Source organism: Microbacterium proteolyticum (assembly GCF_014192415.1).
Taxonomy (GTDB): Bacteria; Actinomycetota; Actinomycetes; order Actinomycetales; family Microbacteriaceae; genus Microbacterium; species Microbacterium proteolyticum.
Map to the genome: position 1 here is coordinate 212,635 of NZ_JACHXY010000001.1, position 21,632 is coordinate 234,266.

Below are 21,632 nucleotides of genomic sequence, written 5' to 3' on the forward strand. Positions count from 1 at the left end.
GAGCTCATATGCAATTGAGCGGATGCCAAGACGGCATTCGGGTCCACCCTACCAGCGACCGCGCTTCGAAGCTGGGCGCGGAGGGTCCGCGTGCTCTACCGTGACCTCATGGGTCCCATCCGTCGCAGAGGTCACACGCTGCTCGCGTGCGCCGTGCTGGCGGGAGCCCTCCTCACCGCTCCGGCGAGCGCCACGGCCCTGGCGACACGGACGACTCCCCCGCTCGCCGCGGTCGACGAAGCGGCCGTCGCCCAGGTGAAGCAGCAGTTGGATGCCGCGGAGGCCACGGCCGTCGAGGCCTCGCGACGCGCCCTCGACGCGTCGACCGCCGCGGAGCGCACGCGGGCTCTGGCCGACTCCACGGCGGCGCGGGCCGACGCCCTCGCCGCCCGCAGCACCGAGGCCGCGACGGACCTGTCGGATAAGAGCGAGAAGGCGGGAGCGACCGCCGCGCGTTTGTACCGCACGGTCGGCGGCGGGCCGCTCGTCGCACAGCTGCTGACCGACGCCGATCCCGACTCCCTGCTCGCGCGTCTGGGCATCCTGGACCGGGTGGCTACGGCGACCGCGCGCATCGCCGGGCAGGCGCGCAGCGCGGCCGACGTCTCCGCGTCGCTGAGCGATCAAGCCGACCAGGCGCGCGCGGAGGCGGCGCGGCTCGCCGACGAAGCCCGCGCCACCGCCGACGCGGCACAGGTCGAGGCGGACGCCGAGTCGGCCAGCGTCGCCGCGGCGCAGGCGCGCCTCGACGACCTCTACGCGCAGCTCGCGGCGCTACGGGCGTCGACCGCTGCGGCCGAGAAGGCCGCCCGGGCGCGCGAGAAAGCGCAGCAGGACGCCTCGGCACCCGGTGGAGCGACCGGCGGCGGGGCGGTCTCCACGGGTGGAGGTTCGAGCTCCGGCGGGTCTTCGAGCTCCGGCGGGTCCTCTGGCTCCGGCGGGTCCTCGGGTTCCGGCGGGTCGGGCTCCGGCGGGTCCTCGGGTTCCGGCGGGTCGGGCTCCGGCGGGTCCTCAGGTTCCGGCGGGTCGGGCTCCGGCGGGTCGGGAGGCGGCGGAGGCTCGAGTTCGGGGGGAGGCTCGAGCTCCGGCGGAGGATCGGGCGGCGGGTCGACACCCCCGCCCTCGACCTCGATCATGACCCCCGACGAGGCCCGCGCGAACGCTCGCGGGCAGATCGGCGGCTACGGCTGGGGCGACGATCAGTTCTCGTGCCTGAACCTGCTGTGGAACCGTGAGTCCGGATGGCGCGTGCAGGCCGAGAACCCGTGGAGCGGCGCCTACGGCATTCCGCAAGCACTGCCGGGCGAGAAGATGGCCTCCGCCGGACTCGACTGGCGTACCAACGGAGCCACGCAGATCTCGTGGGGCCTGTCGTACATCGACGCGCGGTACGGGAGCCCCTGCGGCGCGTGGGACCACTCCGAACGGAACGGCTGGTACTGAGCGGAGCTCACCCTCCGACGATGGCTGAGCCCGTAGAGACCACCGCACCCCCCTGCACGCTCCGAGACCCCGGCCTCACACCGCGTCGGCGCGCTCTCGATCGCCGCGCGTCGGCAGCTCGACGTAACCGGCGTGCTTCGCCCGGATGCCGTCGCCGGCGGTGCGACCGCGCACGCGGCGCCACACCCAGGGCAGCGCGTCACGCGTCAGCCACGTGCCGCGCGGCGCGTCGTCGGTGTCGGCGTGCAGCGCCTCGTCGAGGTCGAGGAGCGCGCGGGCGTCGGGGACTCCCAGCGCCTCCGCGGCGCGATAGGCGACCAGGCGGTGCCCCGACGATCGCAGGTGCACGAGGTCGTCCGCCCACAGCGGCAGCTCGCCGAGCTCGGCGACGGCCTCCAGATCGAGCAGGATCGCCCCCTGCTCCTGCGCGATCCGGCGCAGCTCGACGTTGTAGGCGGCGAAGCGTCGCGCGAAGAGGCGGGCGGCGGGCCGGCGCGGCAGAAACGTCGTGACCAGCAGCACGTCGGCCCCGGTGCGCCGGACGGCGCGCACGGCGGAGTCGACCTCGGCGACGAGGGCGGGCATGACCAGAGCCGGGGAGAGCAGGTCGTTCGCGCCGATGAGGATCGACACCAGATCGGGCTGGAGCAGGAGGGCGTCGGGAACCTGCTCGTCGATGAGGTGGCGTACCCGGCGGCTGCGCACGGCGAGATTGGCGTAGCGGAACGGGCCGGCCTCGCTCGTGTGCGCGAGCAGCTCTGCCAGGCGGTCCGCCCATCCGCGGAACTGCCCCGCCGGCATGCGCGAGGTGTCGCACAGCCCTTCGGTGAGCGAGTCGCCCAGCGCGACGTAGCGCGTCCAGCGCCCGCGGGTGCGGGATGCCGCGGGGGCGGCAGGTCGCGGACCCCCGCGCAGCAGCAGGCTGTCGTCGATACGGCGCAGGGCGACGGCATCCTCATAATGACCGACGAGGTCGCGCGTCAGGGCCTCCCACGTGCGCCCCTGCACGGCCTCGCGGGCGGCGCGGCCGAACGCACGCCGCTTCGACTCGTCGCCCACGAGGTCGGCGACGCGGCCGCGCAGATCATCGAGGTCGCCCGGCTTGTACAGCCACCCGTCGACGCTCGATCGCACGAGGTCCAGTGGCCCGCCGACGCCCGTCGCAACGACGGGGACTCCGCTGGCGAGGGCTTCCTGGATGGTCTGCCCGAACGTCTCGCTCTCGCCCGGGTGCACGAAGACGTCGAAGCTCGCCATGGCCCGCGCGAGGGCGTCGCCCGACAGGTGGCCGGTGAAGACGGCATCCGGGATCGCCCGCTCGAGCGCGGGGCGCGAGGGCCCGTCGCCCACGATGACCAACCGGGTGCCGGGGAGATCGGCGAGGGCCCGCAGATCGTCGACCTGCTTCTCGGGCGCGAGGCGTCCGACGTATCCGACGACGCGCTCGCCGCGCGGGGCGACCTCGGCCCGCCATGCCGCATCGCGGTGCTCGGGGGCGAAGCGCACGGCATCCACTCCCCTGCCCCAGCGGCGGACGCGGTCGACACCGAGGTCGGATAGCTGGCGGGTCGAGGCCGACGAGGGCGCGAGGGTAAGGGTCGCACGACGGTGGAGGCGCGCGACGTGACCGGCGACGAGGGCGGTGGCGTGGGGCACCCCGTACTTCTGGGCGTAGGCGACGACGTCGGTCTGGTAGATCGCGACCGAGGGGATCTTCAACGCGTCGGCGGCGGCGAGTCCCTGCCATCCGAGCACGAACGGGGATGCCAGGTGCACGACGTCGGGGTCGAAGTCGCGCAGCAGTGCCCCCAGGCGCGCCGCACGGGCGAAGACCACGCGCACCTCGGGGTACGACGGCAGCGGCACGGAGCGCAGCAGCTCCGTGCGAGCGCCGTGCAGATCGGCGGTCACATCACCCGACCGGGGCGCGATGACCAGCGTCTCGTGTCCTGCCTCGGCGAGGTGACGCAGAACGTGGAGAACGGAACCGGTGACCCCGTTCATGTGCGGGAGGAAGGATTCGGCCAGCAGCGCGACTCTCACGACACCAGGGTGGGGGCCGGACGCCGGCTCCGTGCGCGACGTTCGCGATGTTCACCCGATGCTCCGCGGGGCGTCACCGCCCGGTCGGCCGGGCGTCTCGATCGGCGGCGGAGAGTGACCGGATGGACGGTGTCGACGCGTGGCTGCAGACGATCGCCGCGAGCCCCTGGGCGCTCGTCGGCATGGCGACGCTCGTCTTCGCCGATGCGTTCCTGGTCGTCGTCCCCGGCGAGGCGGCGGTGACCGCCTTCGGGGCCCTGGCGGTGTCGCACGAGACCTTTCCCCTGGCATCCGTGATCCTCGTGGCGGCGGCGGCGGCCTTCGCGGGCGACACCTGCTGCTACGTGGTCGGACGCACGGTCGGTGTGCAGCGCTGGGCGTGGATGCGCGGACCCCGCGTGCGCGGCGCGCTCGAGTGGGCGCGGGCGCGTCTCGAACGCAACGCCGCGGTCGTGCTCTTCACGGCGCGCTTCGTGCCGTTCGCCCGTCTCGCCGTCAACCTCGCGGCCGGGGCGGCGCGGGTGAATCCGGTGCGCTACCTCCCGGTGGCGGCGCTGGCCGCTCTGGCATGGGCGGCGTACCAGGCCGTCATCGGGGCGGTCGTCGCGGCCGTGGTGCCCGGCGGGCCCGTGGTGGCCGTAATTGTCTCGATCGTGGTGGCGGTGGGGGTCGGCGTGGGGATCGACCTCGTACTCGCGCGGCGGGCGAAGCGGCGGGCAGCGGCGAGGGGCTGACGCGGCGCCGTGTCACACCAGGGCGAGCGTCCGCTCCGCGGCGTCGACGAGCGCCCGGCCGTACGAGGGGCCATGACCGGCGGCGTGCACGGCGAGAGGGTGCAACTGGTGCAGCGGCGTTCGCTCGCGCCACCCGATGCGCAGCGGCCGGGCACGGTCGTAGGCCGCGAGAATCTGCTCCAGGAACGGACAGCCGAACAGCGTCAGCATCGCCAGATCGGTCTCGCGGTGGCCGCCGTGGGCCGCCGGGTCGATCAGCACCACTCCCTCGGGCGACCACAGCACGTTCCCCGCCCACAGATCGCCGTGGAGGCGCGCGGGCGGCTCGTCGTCGTCGAACGCACCGGCCGCGACGATCCCGCAGGCGCGCCGGACGACCTCGGCTCCGGATGCCGACAGGTTCCCCGCCGCCACCGCGACCGGCACGAACGGTTCGACGCGCTGGGCCGCATAGAACGCGCCCCACGTCGCGGCGGGCCGAGCGGGCTGCGTGCGGCGGCCGATGAAGATGTCGCCGTGGTGTCCGGGCGGCGGGGAGCCGAACGCGTCGGCACCGGCGGCGTGGGTCGCGGCGAGCGCGGCACCGAAGGCGGCGGCGGCATCCGCGGTCGGACGCGCCTCGGCGATGCGCTCGAGGACGATCCGGTCGTGCGCGACGTCGGCGACCCTCACGACGCGCGCCCCGTCGGCTTCCGCCAGCCACCGCAGGCCCGCGGCCTCGATGGCGAAGAACCCGGCGGGCGCGTCCGACCTCGTCTTCACGTGATGTTCCATTTCGCCAGTCTGTCGCGATGTCGGAGGTCCCCGGCACGATGGAGGAATGAGCGACGGCTACGACTCCGACTTCCTCGGCATCCCCCTCCCCCTTCCCGCGCCCACTCGACCCGCCACGCGGCTCGATTACCCGCGGTTCTCGGTGCTGCTGGACGAGGAGCGCCGATTCGCCGCCGTCACCGGCGTCGTCATCGACGGCGCGACGCTGCGCGACCAGCCCCGCACGGGCGAGTGGCGCCTCGACCCCCGGGTGGACGACGACGCGCAGGCCGGACCCGAGGTCTACAGTCGCAACGACCTCGACCGCGGTCACCTCGTGCGTCGTCGCGATCCCGGCTGGGGCTCGGCGTCCGAGGCTCGCGATGCCACCGAGGCGACGTTCTTCTATACGAACGCCGCTCCCCAGGCGGCCGGGTTCAACCAGTCGAAAGAGCTGTGGCTCGGGCTCGAAGACCACGTCCTCGCCTACGCCGAGACGACAGACCAGCGCATCGCCGTGTTCACCGCCCCTGTGCTCGACGAGGCCGACCCGCCCTACCGCGGCATCCGCGTGCCCTTGCGGTTCTGGAAGATCGCCGCCTGGCGCAGCGGCGAGGGACTCGCGGCGGCCGGCTTCGTGCTCGATCAGACGGAGCTCGTCGACACGCGTCAGGGGCTGACGGTGACGCCGCTCGGTGCCTTCCGCACGTTCCAGGTGCCGATCACCGACATCGCGGCAGAGGCGGGGCTCGACGTCGGTCCGCTCGCGGACGCTGACATCTTCGTGCGGCGCGGGCTGCGTCCGGTGGTCGCCCGCGAGCTGGAGGGCCCGGACGACATCGTGCTGTGAGAAGGGCCGGGCCCCATCGGCATGGGGCGGCCGGCGCGGTCACGCGATGCCGGCGACACTCGTGAGCGCCCTGGCTTCCTGCACCGGGCGGCCGCACCGGCCGTCCGCCACACGCAGGCACGTGACGGCGCGGGGACCGCGCCCTAGCATGAGGGCGTGAGCCGCTTCATCGGTGCCGACGTGTCCCTGCCGCCGATGAGCGTGCGTCGACGGCGGGCGGTCCGTGCCTTCTACGGCATCCTGGCGGTGGGACTCACCGTCACCCTTGTCGCGCAGTGCATCCTCACGGCATCCGAGGGGCGCAGCCTGACCAACACCTTCAGCTACTTCACGATCCAGTCGAACGTGTTGGTGCTCGTCACCTCCGCTATCCTCTGTCTGCGGCCCCGGCCGTCGGGGGCGACCTGGTGGAGGATCCTCCGGTTGGCGGCGCTGGTCGGAATCACCGTCACGGGCATCGTCTACGTGCTGTTCCTCTCGCGGTCCGTGCACCTGACCGGCCTCGCGGCGGTGTACAACCAGGTGTTCCATCACGCCGCCCCGCTGCTCACGTTGGTCGGTTTTCTCGTCGTAGAACCGCGGCAGGGCTTTCTTCCCCGCGACCTCGCTTTCCTCGGCTGGCCGGCACTATGGCTGGTCTACACGATGGTGCGGGGCGCGTTCTTCGACCCGCGCTTCACCGGTTTCGCGCCGAAGCCCAGCAACTACCCGTACCCGTTCCTCGACCCGACCGAAGCGCCCCCCGCTGAGATTCTCGGGTCGATCGCGTTCGTCTTCGTCTTGCTGCTCGTCGTCGGAATCGGCTATGTGTTCGCCGATCGACGCAAACCGTTCCGTCGAAGCGAGCGCGGCTGACGGTTGCCTCCCGGGGCACGTAGGACCCCGGGGGCACCGTACGTCAGCGATTCACCAGCCCGAGCACGGGGGCTGATCGCCAGGCCCGCACCATGTCCGCGCAGACGCTGCATGCCCTCCGCGGCTCCGGTCAGCGCACCCGCACCGCGTGCAGCAGCGTGTCGACCGCATGCGCGGCATGACCGCCGCGCAGCTCCGCGTCCGCGCTCGTACGCACGAGCTGCCCGCAGCGTGCGACGTGGAACCGCTCATCCACTGCGCCGCGCAGCAGCGCCGGCGTGTACAGGATCGCGGGATCCGAGGGCCCGTGGCCTCCGGCAGCGATGTTGTCGACGTCGTGGCCGACGACCACGAGCACACCGCCCGGAGCGACCCACTCCGCCATCCGCGCCACGGCGGCCGCGCTGTCGGACAGGTGCAGGTAGCACGAGACGACGAGATCAGCGGATGCCGGCGGCTCCCACGTCGTCACATCGCCGCGCACCCAGGTCACGGCGTCCCCGCCCGGGCGCGCAACGGCGAGCGCGAGCGCCTCTGCGGAGAAGTCCACGCCCGTCGTCGTCCAGCCGCGGGCCGCAAGCCAGAGCGCGGTGCGTCCGTCACCGGTCGCGACATCGATCGCGGTTCCCGGGTGCAGCGACGCGGTGATCTCGCGGACGACGGCTGGGGGCTCGGCGGCCCACACTCCCCCGGCCGAGGCGCGGTATCGCTCGTCCCACTGCGCGGCATCCATTCGGTCTCCTTCTCGTCGCCCCCACCCTAGAACCGTCGCGCCGCGCCGATGCGAGAGGCGTCGCCTCGCCCGGCACCGCATCGATGCGACGCAATCGAATGCCACGGTCGCGTCGCCCCGCTTGCGTTGCGGCGGTCCGACCCGAATGAACGTCGTCGGCCCACGCACCCGGCCGGCACGGCGAAGCCCCGCCACCCTGCAATGGCGACGGGGCTCTTCGGCGGGGTCACTCCCCCGACAGACCGCCCAGCAGGTGGCCGAACGAGCGCCCCTCGCCGAGATACGACGACGGGTCGAACGGGTCGGCGTCGCGCACGGGCTCGCGCGCGGCGATGGCGTCGGCCAGCTCGCGGGCGCCGCGGTCGACGCGCGCACCGAGCGGGGCGACCTCGTCGGCGTTGGATCCCCAGTCACTGGATGCCGCGAACACACCGGTCGGCACGGGGTTGGCGTGCAGGTAGGTGAAGAGCGGGCGGATGGCGTAGTCGATCGCGAGCGAGTGCCGGGCCGTGCCCGCGTTCGCGCCGATCAGCACGGGAGTTCCGTTCAGCGCCTGGGGGTCGAGCACGTCGATGAACGACTTGAACAGGCCCGAGTAGCTGGTGGAGAAGATCGGCGTGACCGCGATGATGCCGTCGGCCGAGACGACCGTGTTGATCATCTGCTCGAGAGCGGGCGGCGCGAAGCCGGTGAGCAGGTTGTCGGTGATCTCGTGCGCATAGTCGCGCAGCTCGAACACGTCGCTGGTCGCGTCGATCCCGCGCTCACGCAGTTCGGCGAGAACGGCATGCGCGAGACGGTCGCCGAGCATCCGCGTGGACGACGGGGTCGACAGCCCCGCGGTGATGACCGCGATACGGCGGCCGGCCATGTCAGGCACCCACCTTGGTCGCGGCCGACCCGAAGGCGCTGCCCGCACGCGAGGCGTCCTGGTACGGGCTGCCCGCGGTGAGGTTGTCGCCACGGTTCGCACCGGGAACGGCCTGACGCGGGGCGGCTCCGGCGTAGATCTTCTCGACCTGGTTGGCGTGCGTGGGCGCGTCGGGCACCTCGGCCGGGCGGTTCTTCTGCAGCTCCTTGCGCAGCACCGGCACCACCTCGGCGCCCAGGATGTCGAGCTGCTCGAGCACGGTCTTGGTGGGAAGACCCGCGTGGTCGATGAGGAAGAGCTGACGCTGGTAATCGCCGAACGTCTCGCGCATCGCGGCGTAGCGGTCGATGACCTGCTGCGGCGAGCCGACGGTCAGCGGGGTCATCTCGCTGAAGTCCTCGAGGCTGGGACCGTGGCCGTACACGGGCGCGTTGTCGAAGTAGGGGCGGAACTCCCGCACCGCGTCCTGGGACTTGGCGCGCATGAACACCTGGCCGCCGAGGCCGACGATCGCCTGCTGAGGCGTGCCGTGACCGTAGTGGGCGAAGCGCTCGCGGTACAGCGTGATGAGGCGCTGGTAGTGCTCTTTCGGCCAGAAGATGTTGTTGGCGAAGAAGCCGTTGCCGTAGTAAGCGGCCTGCTCGGCGATCTCGGGAGTGCGGATCGAGCCGTGCCAGACGAACGGGGGAACCCCGTCGAGCGGACGCGGGGTCGAGGTGAAGCCCTGCAGCGGGGTGCGGAACTTCCCCTCCCAGTCGACGACGTCTTCCCGCCACAGCTTGTGCAGCAGGTCGTAGTTCTCGATGGTCAGGGGCAGGCCCTGGCGGATGTCCTTGCCGAACCAGGGGTAGACCGGTCCGGTGTTGCCACGGCCGAGCATGAGGTCGGCGCGGCCGCCCGACACGTGCTGCAGCATCGCGAAGTCTTCCGCGATCTTCACCGGGTCGTTCGTGGTGATCAGGGTGGTCGAGGTGGTGAGGATGAGCCGCTCGGTCTGAGCGGCGATGTACGCCAGCGTCGTCGTGGGCGACGACGACCAGAACGGCGGGTTGTGGTGCTCGCCCAGGGCGAAGACGTCGAGCCCCACCTCTTCGGTGTGCTTGGCGATCGTGAGCGTGTCCGCGATGCGCTGCGCTTCGCTGGGGGTCTTGCCCGTGGTCGGATCCTGGGTGATGTCGCTCACCGTCATGACGCCGAACTGCATGCCCGGCCAGGTGTTCGTCTCGCTCATCATGATGCGCCTCCGTTTTGTATGCATCTGAATATACATGGGAGAACGCGTGCGGCCGAGCTTTATTCCGCACCGCCCCTCCCCGCCCGCCGGATCGCCCCCCAACGTCACACGATCGGTCCGAGATCGCACGTTCGCCACCCACGACACGACGTGATCTCGCGCGGATCGTGTGACCTCGCGCGGCACGGCGCGAGCGAGAGGACGACCGCACGTCGCCTCGGCGACCCGTCAGGCGCCGAGCAGTCCCGCGCCCACCGACGCGCCCGCCGCGGGCGCGGGAGGCACGGCCCACAGCCCCGACCCCACATGGCGGAGGTATTCGCCCATGGCATCCGACGACAACGACCGCTGCACCGTGATGAAGCGGTCGGGACTCTTCTGGAAGGAGAGGAAGAACAGCCCGGCGTTCAACCGCCCGAGGTCGGTCGTGCCGTCGACGAAGTTGTACCCGCGTCGCAGCAGACGAATACCCCCGTTGCTGTCGGGGTGCGCGAGGCGCACATGACTGCGCGCGTCGATCGCGGGCGCACCGGCGGAACCGGCCGCCGCGAAATCCGGCGCCGTGAACTCGTCGCCGCCCGACAGCGGCGCACCGTTCGCCTTGTCGCGTCCGACCACGCGGTCCTGCTCGGCGAGGCGCGTGCGGTCCCACGTCTCGATGAGCATCGCGATGCGCCGCGCGACGAGGTACGACCCGCCCGCGAGCCACGCCGGACCCTCGGATGCCGAGACCCAGACGTTCTCGTCGAGCGCCGCCGTGTCGTCGGCGAGGATGTTGGCCGTTCCGTCCTTGAACCCGAAGAGGTTGCGGGGCGTCGCCTGCGCGGACGTGGTCTTCGACGTTCGTCCGAAGCCGAGCTGCGACCACCGGATCGTCGCGCGACTGAAGGCGATGCGGCTCAGATTGCGGATCGCGTGCACCGCCACCTGCGGGTCGTCGGCGCAGGCCTGGATGCACAGGTCTCCGTCGGATCGCAGCGGATCGAGGTCGTCGCCCAGGAACGACGGCAGACGCTCGAGCCCTGCGGGGCGCTGCCCCTCCAAGGCGAAGCGCGCGTCGAACAGCGACGGACCGAACCCGAACGTGATGGTGAGGTTGCTGGCCGGAAGGCCGAGCGCCTCGCCGGTGTCGTCCGGCGGCGCCTCGGGCGAGCCGCCCACCGCCCCGGTCGCACTGACGTCGAGGCCCTGCATCATCCGTGTGGCCGCGTACGTCCAGTCCGCCAGCAGTTCGGCGAGGTCGTCGCGCGTCGTCCGCGCCATCATGTCGTACGCCGCGAAGTGCAGGTGTTCCTGCACCGGGGTGGTGATTCCGACCTGGTGGATTCCGGATGCCGGGGCCACGGCATCCATGACACGCCTCGCCTGCTCTTGGCCGTACGCGGCACCGCCGATGACGCCTGCACCCGCACCCACGACGAGGCTCGTCGCACTTGCTCCGAGCGCGAGGCCGATGAGACCGCGGCGCGACACGCCCGATTCGGGTTCGGCGTCCGGACCCGAAGCATCCGAACCCACGGCTGCCGCCGAACCCGAGGGTCCGGCGGCAGCGGTGGACTGTTTCTCGTTGCTCACGCTCACTCCAGGATCGTGACCGTCAGCTGCGACAGCGGCTCGGCGAGGGCGTTGATCAGGTCGGTGAACTGCCGCTTGTCGGCCTCGGTGAGCTGCGCGTACGGGACGAACCCGGCCTCGGCCGAGCCGTGGGCGGCGAGACTGGCCTCGAGATCGGCGTACCCGGCATCGATGCGGGAGACGAGCTCGGCGCCCTTGTCTCCCTTCGACTCGACGAAGTCGCGTACGAGCGAGAACGCCATCTTGGAACCCTCGACGTTGGCGGCGAAGTCGTAGAGGTCGGTGCCCGACCACCAGTCCTCCTCGCCGCTGATCTTGCCGGTGGCCACCTCGTCGAGCAGCGCGATCGCCCCGTTCGAGATGCCCGCGACGCCCTGCGCGTCCAGCGCCTGGGTGAACGCGTCGGAGTGCACGTATTCGTACAGCTCCTGCGTGTCGGCGATGAGCTTGTCGCCGTACGTCGCCCGCTCGGCGGGCGTGGAGGGTACCCAGTCGGTCCACGCCGGCGTTTCGCCGTCGGCGTTCAGCGCATCCTGCGCCGGGACCCACAGGTCTTTCTCGACGCGGTGGAACCCGGTCCAGTCCAACTGCTCGGCGACGGCGTCGACCTCGCGGTAGTCGATGCGGGGGTCGAGGTCGCCGAGCGCCTCGGCGATGGGCTCGATCCGCTCGTAGTACGCGCGCGCACGCGGGAACTGCTCGCGCGCGGCCGCATCATCCCCGGTCTCGTACGCGTCGGCGAAGGTCTGCACCGCGGGGATGAGCCGGCCGACCTGGTCTTTCACGAACGCCGCGTAAAGGTCGACGGCCTGCTGCTTCAGCTCGGCATCCGGACCGTCGACCGCGACCGCCTCGCCCGTGACCGAGAAGGTCGCGCGGCCGACACCGTCGCCCACCATGCCGGGCTTGCAGAGCGTGTAGTACTCGCCCGGCTGCGCGACGACGGTGAGGCTGCGCGACGCGCCGGGGGCGATGTTCTCGACCTCGCCGACGATGCGCAGACCATCGGATGCCAGCAGGTAGAACTCCGTGGTCTGGTCGCTCTTGTTGCTCACGTCGAAGGCGAGCGTGCCGCTCGGCGCCGACGCCGACGAGACGGCGCACCCGTCGGCGGTCGAGGTGACGGAAAGGGCTCCCGAGGCTGCGGCGTCGGTCTTCGCGACGCATCCCGAGAGGACGAGGGCGGCGACGCCGGCCACGGCCGTGGCCGCGAGGAGGCGAGTCGGTGTCATGATGCTCCGTTCGGATGGAGGGTGGATGCCGCGGCGTCGGGTGCGCGCGGGAGCCGGGGGTCTACGGGGCGGCCGTGGCGCCGGAGGGGTGCGGGGCCGCCGGGGCGGTGGCAGCCGAGGCAGGAGAAGAGATCGACCCCGCGGAGGAAGGAGTCGATGCGGCGACCGTGGGCGACGACGCTCCGGACGCGGAGGCCGTGGTGGCCGCGGGCGACGACGCCCCTCCGAACGCGGATGCCGGGGAATCCACCGGCAGCGCCGCGCGCGGTCGACGAGTGGCGCGCACGCCGCGGACGAACAGCAGCACCACGACGGCGATGTAGACGGCCCACGCGATGACCTGGAGCCACGTCATCGCGGGCATGAAGCCGACGCCGGCCTGCAGCAGAGCGGCGAGCGCACTGTCGGGGGCGATGGTCGACGAGACGTCGAAGGCCCAGCCGAACGGGAAGCCCGCCCACCCGATCGCGACCGCACCCGTGGTCGGGTCGATCGGCGCCCCCGCACCGAAGGGCCCGGGGAGGGCGCCGGCCTCCTGCAGGTCGTGCAGGGCGTACGCGAGCACCCCCGCCGCGACGACGACGAGGAATCCCCCGGTCCAGGTGAAGAAGCGGCCGAGGTTCAGCCGCAGCATGCCGCGCGCGATGAACCAGCCGAGCACGACGGCGGTCATTAGGCCCCCCAACGCGCCGAGCAGTGCGCTCGGAGAATCGCCGAACGACTGCACCATCGACCACAGCAGGAGCGTCGTCTCCACGCCTTCCCGCGCGACCGAGACGAAGCCGATGGCGACGAGTGCCCACACACCGCCGCGGAGCGCCCTGTCGACACCGCCCTCGAGACCCGTCTTGAGCGTGCGGCCGGCCTTCTGCATCCAGAAGATCATCCACGTCACCATCGCCACCGCCAGGAGCGAGAGTCCCCCACCGAGGAGCTCCTGCGCCTCGAAGGTCAGCATGTAGGCCCCGAAGGTGAAGATCGCGCCGATGCCGAGCGCCAGGGCGACCGCGAGCCCGACCCCGGTCCAGAGTTTCGGCAGCGCGTCGCGGCGCCCCACTCGCGTGAGGTACGCGACGAGGATGCCGACGACGAGCGCGGCCTCAAGGCCTTCGCGGAGGCCGATGAGGAAGGTGGCGAAAAAGCTGGCAAGCACGGGCGGTGTTCCGACTTTCGGGTTCAGAGGAGCCGCGACGCTGCGGGCCGGGTAAGGACAGCCTCACCTGACCATGACAGATTACGCATGTTCGCCGTTTCGCGCACCTTTCTTCCGCGGCGGCGCGGCGCGGGAGCGCGAGCGGGGTAACCCGCGGCAACATTCGCCCCGTCGCGCGGGTGATCGACCTAGCCTCGTCGCATGTCCGACCTGAACCTCCCCGTTCTCGACCTCTCGCTCCTCGACCAGGGTCCGGATGCCGCCGCCCGCTTCCGCGATGAGCTGCGCGCCGCGACCCACGACGTCGGGTTCTTCTACCTGACGGGCACCGGCGTCAGCCCAGAACTCGAGGCGAGCCTGCTGCGCGCGGCCAAGGTCTTCTTCGCCCTTCCCGACGCCGAGAAACTTTCGATCGAGAACGTCACGAGCCCGCACTTCCGCGGATACACGCGCGTCGGCGGCGAGCGCACGCAGGGCCGGGTCGACTGGCGCGAGCAGATCGACATCGGTCCGGAGCGCGCGGCGATCTGGGCCCACACGCCCGAAGGCTCACCGCGGCGCGGAAGCGACGCGCCGAGTGGGAGTGGGGACGACCCCGACGCCCCCGGGTACACCCGCCTCATCGGGCCGAATCTGTGGCCCGCCGCCCAGCCCGAGCTGAAAGACGTCGTCACCGAGTGGCACGACCACCTCACCGGTGTCGCGCGGAAGCTGCTGCGGGCGTGGGCGCTCGCGCTCGGGGCCGAGGAGCAGTACTTCGATCGCCACTTCGGCGACCCGCAGACGCTCATCAAGATCGTCCGCTACCCCGGCAAGGACGACCCGACGCCTCAGCAGGGCGTCGGCGCGCACAAGGACTCCGGTGTCCTCACGCTCCTGTGGGTCGAGCCCGGCAAGGGCGGCCTGCAGGTGGAGCGCGACGGCGAGTGGGTCGACGCTCCCCCGGTGCCCGGCGCCTTCGTGGTCAACATCGGCGAGCTGCTCGAGTACGCCACCCAGGGCTACCTGCGGGCGACGAACCACCGCGTGATCTCGCCGCGGTTCCCCGACGAGCGCATCTCGGTGCCGTTCTTCTTCAACCCCGCCCTCGACGCGCGACTGCCCACCATCGAGCTCCCCGCGGAGTTGGCCGCCGAAGCCCGCGGCGTCGAGGACGACCCGACCAACCCGATCCACGCGACCTACGGCGAGAATGCCCTGAAGTCGCGGCTGCGTGCTCACCCCGACGTCGCCGAGCGCTGGCATCCCGATCTGCTGGCCGCCCGTTCGGCATCCTGAGGCTGGTGTTCGGCGCCGGCCTTCGCGGCGGTAGGCGCGGCGGCTGCGGGCCCCGCGAGCGCTGCGACGTCGAGGGGCGAGCGCTGCGGTGTTGGGGGGGGTGAGCGGTGCGACCGCCGCGGAGGCTGCCGGGGCCCCGAGCGCAGCGCCCGCCGCGGTGTCAGCACCGTCGAGAAACGCGATCCGCGGGAAGAAACGAGGCGACAAGCCGTTTCTCGCTGCGATAGGCGTTTCTCGACGGGCTGCGCTGCCGGGCGGCGAGCGCTGCCTCCCGTGCGCGTGAGAGCGGCGCTCGCCGTCTTACACGCATGGATCGGGTGCGCACCACCGCGAGAGCGCACCGAGGCAGGAGCGCACCAGAGTGCGAACGCATCCGGGCGTGATGCGAACGGCATCCGGGAACGACGAAGGCCGCCCCACACCGTGGGACGGCCTTCGAGAAAGCGATATACGCGGGGTCGCGCTTAGCGACGGAGACCCAGGCGCTCGATCAACGAGCGGTAACGCGCGATGTCGATGTCCTGGAGGTAGCCGAGCAGACGGCGGCGCTGACCCACCATCAAGAACAGACCACGACGCGAGTGGTGGTCGTGCTTGTGCTCCTTGAGGTGCTCGGTGAGGTCCTTGATGCGCTGCGTCAGCATCGCGACCTGCACCTCGGGGGATCCGGTGTCACCGGGGTGCGTCGCGTACTGTTCGATGATCGCCTTCTTGGCGTCAGACTCGAGCGGCATAGATGGGATCCCCTTTCTCTCATTGCGCGGCGCCCGACGCCTGATGCGTGGGCTCTCTTTATCCGCGGCCGATCAAACGGCAACCGCATGAGTCTACCCCATCCGGATGCCACCACCGAATCGCCGCGGGCCCTCCCGCGCCCGGGACGAGCCGCGTCCCCGGCAGCATCGACCGGATGCCGCACGCCGCCTCTCCCGCACTCTCCCGACCGCGGGCGGATGCGGTCGCTCTCCGTCGCACAGCGCCCCGTTCTCAGTGGGTGGCATCGGGCGGACGCGGTCGCTCGCGAGCGCACGGCGCCCGGGGTCGGAGGCCTGGCGTAGCCTCGATCCGTGCAGCTCACTGTCCACGTCAAGCCCGGCAGTCGGCGCGGCCCCCTCGTCGAAGACACCGCCGGTGGACTCGTGGTTCACGTACGCGAACGCGCGGTCGACGGCGCCGCCAACAGCGGGGTCGTCAGTGTCCTCGCCGCCCACTTCGGCGTGCCGCCGCGCGACGTCGCGATCCTGCGCGGACACACGTCCCGCGTGAAGCGCGTCGAGGTCGACGCATGAGCGTGCGGCAGAGCGCCTTCATCGACCTGCGCCCGCTCACCACCTCCCCTGCGTTCGCGCGCCTGTGGATCGGCTCGACTTTGGCGGGGCTCGGCGGCCAGCTCACTGTGGTCGCGGTCATGCTGCACGTGTTCGAGCTGACCCAGAGCACCCTGGCGGTGTCGATGATCGCGGTGGCGGGGCTGCTGCCGATGATCGCGGCAGGGCTGTACGGCGGCATGCTGGCCGACGCGTTCGACCGCCGCACCGTCGCATTGCTGGCGGCCGTCGTGACCTTCGCCTCGACCGCGCTCCTGGCCGTACTGGCATGGACCGGTCTCGAGACGGTGGGGTGGCTCTTCGTCCTGAGCGTGGTGAACTCCGCGGCGAACTCCATTGTGATGGCCACCAAGTCGGCCATCACGCCGCGCCTCATCCCTCGCGATCTCCTGCCGGCCGCCGCCGCCCTGCAGGGTGTCACCGTGGGCATCATGGTGATGGCAGGACCTGCCCTCGCCGGCGTCCTGGTGGCCTTCGCCGGGTATGCGTGGACCTACTCCCTCGACGTCCTGCTCATGACGTCCCTGTTCCTGGGGCTGTGGTCGCTGCCGAAGCTGAGACCCGAGGGCGAGCTGGTGCGACCGGGCCTGCAGTCACTCCGCGACGGCATGCGTTTCCTGCGCCGCGCTCCCAACATCCGCCTGCAGTACCTGCTCGACATCACCGCGATGACCTTCGGTCAGCCCATCGCGCTGTTCCCGGCGATCGGAGCGGTCCTGCTCGGCGGTGGCGCGATCACCACCGGAGTGCTCACCGCAGCCGTCGCCGCGGGAGCCTTCCTGTCGAGCCTGTTCTCCGGCCCCGTCGGACGCGTGCGCCGCCAGGGTCTCGGCATCGAGCGAGCCATTCAGGTCTACGGCCTGTCGATCGGCGCCTTCGGGTGCGTCCTCCTCGCGGCCACGCTGGGCTGGTTGCGTCCCGACGTCGTCGACGAGTCGCACGCCGCCGTCGGGCTCATCGTCCTGGCCGCGATCGTCCTCGCCGTCTCCGGCGCCGCCGACAACGTCAGCGCCATCTACCGGTCCACGATGATGCAAGCGGCGGTTCCGGATGCCATGCGCGGACGCCTCCAAGGCATCTTCATCGTCGTGGTGGCCGGTGGACCCCGTGTCGGCGCCCTCTACGCGGGCACGCTCGCGACCGTCGCGGCGCTGTGGGTGCCGCCCCTGTTCGGCGGCATCCTGATCCTCGCGCTGGTGGGCACGCTCGTACGCTTCTCCCCCCGTTTCCGGCAGTACGACGCGCTCGATCCCCAGCCCTGACGCGACGCGCCTGCGGGCCCGTTCCTCTCCCGACGCACTCCGAGACCGCGCCGCCGCCCGCCGCCCGCCGGTGCCGGCGCCCTTGTCGGTGCCACTGCCGGTGCCGGTGCCGCTGCCGCTGCCGCACCGAGAAACGCCTCCCGCGGGAAGAAACGCCCCGACCAAGCGTTTCTGCCACGAGAACGCGTTTCTCGCTACATCAGACGCTGCCCCCGCGCGCCGCGCACCACGCACCGCGCCGCCCGCCCGCCCGCGCAATTGCCGCGTCTTACGACTGCGCCGCCGCGGCACCCGGATGTCACGTCTTACGACTGCGCCGCCGCGACACCGCCGCGCTGCCGCAAAACCGCCCCGAGAAACGCCTCCGGCGGGAAGAAACGCCCCGACCAAGCGTTTCTTCCACAAGGACGCGTTTCTCGCTCACCAGCACCCACACCAGCACCCGCACCCGCACCGCGCACCCGCACCCGCACCCGCACCCGCACCCGCACCCGCACCCGCACCCGGCATGATCCCGATGGGGGTGCGACTGCCGACCCTCAGCGGATTCCGGACGTCGCAGCGTTCGGGCCGCGGCCATGCCGGGAGTCGGGCCTAGGGTCGGGAACGTGGCATCCGGTCCCTCTTCCTCCCCCGTCTCGATCGCGGTCCAGTTCGTCCTCGCCGGCATCGTGTGGGGTTCGAGCTTCCTCTTCATCGCCGTCGCCCTCACCGGCATGACGCCGGCACAGGTCGCCGGCGGTCGCCTGCTCTTCGGCGCACTGACCCTCGGCGCGATCGTCGCCCTCCGGCGCGAGCGCCTCCCTCGCGACCGGCGTGTCTGGGGACACCTGTGCGTGCTGGCTGTGACGTTCTGCGCGGTGCCGTTCCTGCTGTTCGCCTGGGCCGAGCAGCACGTGTCGTCGGGCTTGGCGAGCATCTTCAACGCGACGACCCCGATCATGACGGCGATCATGGCGTGGGCGGTGTTCCGGGTCGAGAGCCTCAAGCCCGGCCAGCTGGTCGGCATCGCCATCGGCATCGTGGGTGTCGTCGTGATCATCGCACCCGGCGCCGTGACCGATGTCGGCAACAGCACCGTCGCACAGCTCGCACTCCTCGGCGCCACCGCCTGCTACGGATTCAGCCTCGCGTACGTACGGCGCTTCCTCAGCGACACCGGTCTCTCGGGCATCGCACTGGCCTTCGGCTACATCGGCCCCGCAGCGGCACTGATGGTGCTGCTGTCGCCGCTGATCCTGGCGGAGCCGATGCACCTCTCGCCCGCCGTGGTCGCGAGCATCGTCACGCTCGGCATGCTCGGTACGGGTCTGGCCTACATCTGGAACCAGAACGTGCTGCGGGCGTGGGGACCGACCCGGGCGTCCACGGTCACCTACATCACACCGGTCGTCGGGGTCGCGCTCGGCGTGCTCGTCCTCGGCGAGCGCATCTCGTGGAACGAACCGGTCGGCGCCGCTGTGGTGTTCGTCGGCATCCTGCTGGTGCAGCAGCGACTGCGGATGCCCCGGCGCGCGAGCGTGTGAGGCGAAAGGCCGCCGGTTCGCCTCGACCGCGGCACACCCGGCTCAGCGCAGCACTCACCTCACGCGGATCGCGCGTTCGATCGCGGCGATCCGCCGTTCAAGAGAGACGACGTGAGAGTGAGCGAACGCAGCGCCGATCGGCGCCGGTGCGCACCCCGGACACGACGAGGGCCCCGCATGCCGTGGCATCCGGGGCCCTCGTAAAGGATCACGCCCGCAGCGTCCGCTGCGAAACGATCACGCCTGGAGCGCGAGCTGCAGGTCGAGCTCGATGGTGACGTCCTTGCCGACGAGCACGCCACCGGTCTCGAGGGCGGCGTTCCAGGTGAGGCCGAAGTCTTCGCGGTTGACGACCGTCTTGGCGGTCGCGCCGGCCTTGTAGTTGCCCCACGGGTCGGTGCCGAAGCCGCCGAAGTCGAGCGAGAAGGTGGCGGGCTTGGTGATGCCGCGGATCGTGAGGTCGCCGTCGACGAGGAAGTCGCCGTCTTCGAGGCGGATGCCGGTGGAGCGGAAGTCCATGGTCGGGTAGGTCTCGGCGTCGAAGAACTCGGCGCTGCGGAGGTGCTGGTCGCGACCCTCGTCCTTGGTGTCGACCGAGGTGACGTCGACGGAGGCCTCGACGGTGGCGTCGTAGGGGTTCTCGGGGGCGACGATCGTGGCGCTCTTGACGCCGAACGTGCCGCGCACCTTCGAGATCATCATGTGGCGCACAGAGAAGGTGACCTCGCTGTGGGCGGGGTCGAGGACCCAGGTGCCGGTCTTGTAGCCGGGAATGTCGAGGGCAGTGGTGTCGGTCATGTCACTCCTTGAGGTCTGTGGGAGCCGTGTCGGCATCTTGACAAGGCCAACTCCCATTCACACGAATGTATTCCACGATCGAGGAAAATAACGAACCCGAGGGAGCCGCAGCCCCCTCGGGTTCGTGAACGTCGGGTGAAGAACTCCCGGTCAGCCGACCTTCAGCAGGTCGATGATGAAGATCAGGGTCTTGCCGCCGAGGAAGTGTCCACCCGCGGGGCCGTAGGCCAGGTGCGGCGGGATGACGAGCTCGCGGCGTCCGCCGACCTTCATGCCCGGGATGCCGTCCTGCCAGCCCTGGATAAGGCCGCGGAGGGGGAACTGGATGCTCTCGCCACGACCCCAGGACGAGTCGAACTCTTCGCCCGACTCGTACTCGACACCGGCGTAGTGCACGGTCACGGTGTCACCGGGCTTGGCCTCGTCGCCGTCTCCGACGATGATGTCGCGGACGACGAGGTCGGAAGGGGCGGGGCCGCTGGGAGCGTCGAACTCCGGCTTGGTGCGATCAGTCATGTATCCATCCAAGCACGCCGCGACCGCTCGGGGAGCCCCTCGACAATGACCGGGAAAAGACTCAGCGCCCGGTGCCGCGGCGATGCCTGCGTGTCTACCGGGCGCTGAGTTGGCCTACATCGATGGTGCTCCCGCTCCGGCCGACTGTCAAGACCCTGAGCGGTTCCCCTCGACACCACACCGGACCACCAGCTCTGCCGACCGGCCGGATCACCGCTCGCCGGCTCTCACGACGACAGCAACGCCGTCCGAGCCGCCATCGTGCGCTCGAGCAGGTAGCGCTCGGTCGCCGGCGCGTGCGGGTCTCGGCCCGACAGCGATCGCTGTCGCGCGGCAGCGAGAGCCGTGGCGTCGACGATGAACGTCTTCATCACCGCGGACCGGTCGCCGGGGAGGGTACGCGCCCACGCGATCGCGGAACGGCGCCCGGGACCGGTGGCGAGCATGTCGACCTCCTGCGGGGTGAACCAGCCGGCCGCTGCGTATTCGCCGAGACGGGCCCTGGTCAGGCGGGTCTCTTCTCGCCGCAGCGCCAGGATGCCGAGGATGAACAGCACGAACAGCGGCACCTGCAGGGCCGCATACAGCTCGAAGAAGTCGAGGAACGTGGCCGAACCGTTCCACAGCGCGTGCAGCACGATCGCACCGATCACTCCGGGGATGCCGTAGGCCAGTGCCGCACGCGTACTCAGACCACGCCTCGCGGCGAGGCCGAAGGCGAAGCCCGCGAGGCTGGTGAACATGACGTGCGCGAAGGGCGAGAGCACCGCCCGGAGGAAGAAGGTGCTCGCCACCTGCCCCGGCCCGCCCTCGAGATAGCTGATGGCGAAGTACTGCACGTTCTCGGTGAGGGCGAACCCGGCCCCGATCAGCGCCCCGTAGACGATTCCGTCGACGGGCCCGTCGAACACGCGGCGGGCGAACGCGAAGATGAGAAGCACCCCGAGCCCCTTCGCGACCTCCTCGACGATCGGTGCCTGCACGACCGCGCCGATCGCCGGCGGAAGCCCCCCGGTCACGAGGCTGATCAGCAGGTCGACCCCCAGCGCGATCACCACCGACGCGATGGCTCCCCACGCGACGGCGAAGACGAGCAGCCGCCGCGGCTCGGGTTCCCACCGGTCGATGTACCGCACCGCGAACCACACGATGACGAACGGGATCGCCGCGAGGATCAGACCGATGAAGGATGCCGCCGTGCCGAGGAACCCGGTGAAGTACCGCACCAGCAACGCCAGCAGGGGTACGAGCAGCACCGCGATCACCCAGAGCGCCACGCCGCCGCCACGTGACCGCGGGGGCGCCGCAGAGGCGGGCGCCTGCGGCGCGGTCGAGATGCGGGTGGGTTCGCCCGATCCCGGTCGGGAGAACGGCGAGGGGGAGCTCATGCGCACAGCCTAAGGGCGACCTCCGACACGATATCCGGGGCTTGCGAGCTCCACGGCCGC

At 71.2% G+C, this 21,632-nt stretch carries 20 protein-coding genes; 8 read left to right on the forward strand and 12 right to left on the reverse strand.

All coding sequences use genetic code 11. The annotated features are described in order from the left end of the window. Positions 1-108 precede the first annotated feature (108 nt). Complete coding sequence (locus tag FHS07_RS01070; RefSeq protein WP_183418073.1) at positions 109-1,443, forward strand: coiled-coil domain-containing protein; 1,335 nt, start codon at positions 109-111, stop codon at positions 1,441-1,443. Positions 1,444-1,518: 75 nt separating this feature from the next. On the opposite strand, the gene FHS07_RS16590 is transcribed toward FHS07_RS01070, so the two are convergent. After that, on the reverse strand, positions 1,519-3,486 hold the full coding sequence (locus tag FHS07_RS16590; RefSeq protein ID WP_343054573.1) for a glycosyltransferase: 1,968 nt from the start codon (positions 3,484-3,486) through the stop codon (positions 1,519-1,521). Positions 3,487-3,608: 122 nt separating this feature from the next. On the opposite strand from FHS07_RS16590, the gene FHS07_RS01080 reads away from it, so the two are divergent. Further along, a complete protein-coding gene (locus FHS07_RS01080; protein ID WP_183418074.1) occupies positions 3,609-4,220 on the forward strand; it encodes a DedA family protein in 612 nt (203 codons plus the stop codon). A 12-nt stretch (positions 4,221-4,232) separates the two neighbouring features. Here the strand turns inward: FHS07_RS01080 and FHS07_RS01085 are convergent, their stop codons facing one another. Beyond that, positions 4,233-4,994, reverse strand: a complete 762-nt coding sequence (locus tag FHS07_RS01085; protein WP_183418075.1) for a fructosamine kinase family protein — start codon at positions 4,992-4,994, stop codon at positions 4,233-4,235. 46 nt (positions 4,995-5,040) lie between these two features. Here FHS07_RS01085 and FHS07_RS01090 point away from each other — a divergent pair, with 46 nt between their 5' ends. Further along, positions 5,041-5,823: a DNA/RNA non-specific endonuclease gene (locus FHS07_RS01090; RefSeq protein WP_183418076.1), complete on the forward strand. Its 783-nt coding sequence runs from the start codon at positions 5,041-5,043 to the stop codon at positions 5,821-5,823. Between the two features lie 156 nt (positions 5,824-5,979). Next, positions 5,980-6,678 carry a Pr6Pr family membrane protein gene (locus FHS07_RS01095; protein WP_183418077.1) on the forward strand — a complete coding sequence of 233 codons (699 nt, stop codon included), beginning with the start codon at positions 5,980-5,982 and terminating at the stop codon, positions 6,676-6,678. A gap of 130 nt (positions 6,679-6,808) precedes the next feature. Here the strand turns inward: FHS07_RS01095 and FHS07_RS01100 are convergent, their stop codons facing one another. From FHS07_RS01100 to efeU, 6 genes are all read right to left on the reverse strand, one after another. Beyond that, a complete protein-coding gene (locus tag FHS07_RS01100; protein WP_183418078.1) occupies positions 6,809-7,411 on the reverse strand; it encodes a class I SAM-dependent methyltransferase in 603 nt (200 codons plus the stop codon). Positions 7,412-7,637: 226 nt separating this feature from the next. Then, entirely contained in the window at positions 7,638-8,282 is a 645-nt protein-coding gene (locus tag FHS07_RS01105) for an FMN reductase (protein ID WP_183419357.1), read from the reverse strand. Between the two features lies 1 nt (position 8,283). Continuing rightward, positions 8,284-9,513 carry an LLM class flavin-dependent oxidoreductase gene (locus tag FHS07_RS01110; protein WP_183418079.1) on the reverse strand — a complete coding sequence of 410 codons (1,230 nt, stop codon included), beginning with the start codon at positions 9,511-9,513 and terminating at the stop codon, positions 8,284-8,286. A 231-nt stretch (positions 9,514-9,744) separates the two neighbouring features. Further along, positions 9,745-11,034 (reverse strand): iron uptake transporter deferrochelatase/peroxidase subunit, encoded by a 1,290-nt coding sequence (gene efeB, locus FHS07_RS01115; RefSeq protein WP_343054652.1) that lies wholly within the window; start codon positions 11,032-11,034, stop codon positions 9,745-9,747. Between the two features lie 59 nt (positions 11,035-11,093). Next, complete coding sequence (efeO, locus tag FHS07_RS01120) at positions 11,094-12,323, reverse strand: iron uptake system protein EfeO (RefSeq protein WP_183418080.1); 1,230 nt, start codon at positions 12,321-12,323, stop codon at positions 11,094-11,096. Positions 12,324-12,384: 61 nt separating this feature from the next. Continuing rightward, a complete protein-coding gene (gene efeU, locus FHS07_RS01125; RefSeq protein ID WP_183418081.1) occupies positions 12,385-13,476 on the reverse strand; it encodes an iron uptake transporter permease EfeU in 1,092 nt (363 codons plus the stop codon). Positions 13,477-13,677: 201 nt separating this feature from the next. Between efeU and FHS07_RS01130 the strand changes: the two genes are divergently transcribed. Next, positions 13,678-14,754, forward strand: coding sequence for an isopenicillin N synthase family dioxygenase (locus tag FHS07_RS01130; protein ID WP_183418082.1), 1,077 nt, complete (start codon positions 13,678-13,680; stop codon positions 14,752-14,754). A gap of 464 nt (positions 14,755-15,218) precedes the next feature. Here FHS07_RS01130 and rpsO read toward each other — a convergent pair whose 3' ends face one another. Continuing rightward, positions 15,219-15,488 carry a 30S ribosomal protein S15 gene (gene rpsO / locus FHS07_RS01135; RefSeq protein WP_055835040.1) on the reverse strand — a complete coding sequence of 90 codons (270 nt, stop codon included), beginning with the start codon at positions 15,486-15,488 and terminating at the stop codon, positions 15,219-15,221. Between the two features lie 333 nt (positions 15,489-15,821). On the opposite strand from rpsO, the gene FHS07_RS01140 reads away from it, so the two are divergent. From FHS07_RS01140 to FHS07_RS01150, 3 genes are all read left to right on the forward strand, one after another. Beyond that, positions 15,822-16,043, forward strand: coding sequence for a DUF167 family protein (locus FHS07_RS01140; protein ID WP_183418083.1), 222 nt, complete (start codon positions 15,822-15,824; stop codon positions 16,041-16,043). Beyond that, positions 16,040-17,344, forward strand: a complete 1,305-nt coding sequence (locus FHS07_RS01145; RefSeq protein WP_183418084.1) for an MFS transporter — start codon at positions 16,040-16,042, stop codon at positions 17,342-17,344. The genes FHS07_RS01140 and FHS07_RS01145 overlap by 4 nt, the downstream gene beginning before the upstream one ends. Before the next feature lie 608 nt (positions 17,345-17,952). Next, positions 17,953-18,870 carry a DMT family transporter gene (locus FHS07_RS01150; protein ID WP_343054574.1) on the forward strand — a complete coding sequence of 306 codons (918 nt, stop codon included), beginning with the start codon at positions 17,953-17,955 and terminating at the stop codon, positions 18,868-18,870. A 237-nt stretch (positions 18,871-19,107) separates the two neighbouring features. Here FHS07_RS01150 and FHS07_RS01155 read toward each other — a convergent pair whose 3' ends face one another. The 3 genes from FHS07_RS01155 to FHS07_RS01165 all read right to left on the reverse strand — a co-directional run bounded on the left by FHS07_RS01155 (position 19,108) and on the right by FHS07_RS01165 (position 21,572). Further along, positions 19,108-19,668, reverse strand: a complete 561-nt coding sequence (locus FHS07_RS01155; protein WP_183418086.1) for a YceI family protein — start codon at positions 19,666-19,668, stop codon at positions 19,108-19,110. A 150-nt stretch (positions 19,669-19,818) separates the two neighbouring features. Next, positions 19,819-20,184: an FKBP-type peptidyl-prolyl cis-trans isomerase gene (locus tag FHS07_RS01160; RefSeq protein WP_183418087.1), complete on the reverse strand. Its 366-nt coding sequence runs from the start codon at positions 20,182-20,184 to the stop codon at positions 19,819-19,821. A gap of 227 nt (positions 20,185-20,411) precedes the next feature. Further along, complete coding sequence (locus FHS07_RS01165; protein ID WP_183418088.1) at positions 20,412-21,572, reverse strand: PrsW family intramembrane metalloprotease; 1,161 nt, start codon at positions 21,570-21,572, stop codon at positions 20,412-20,414. Between the last annotated feature and the right edge of the window lie 60 nt (positions 21,573-21,632).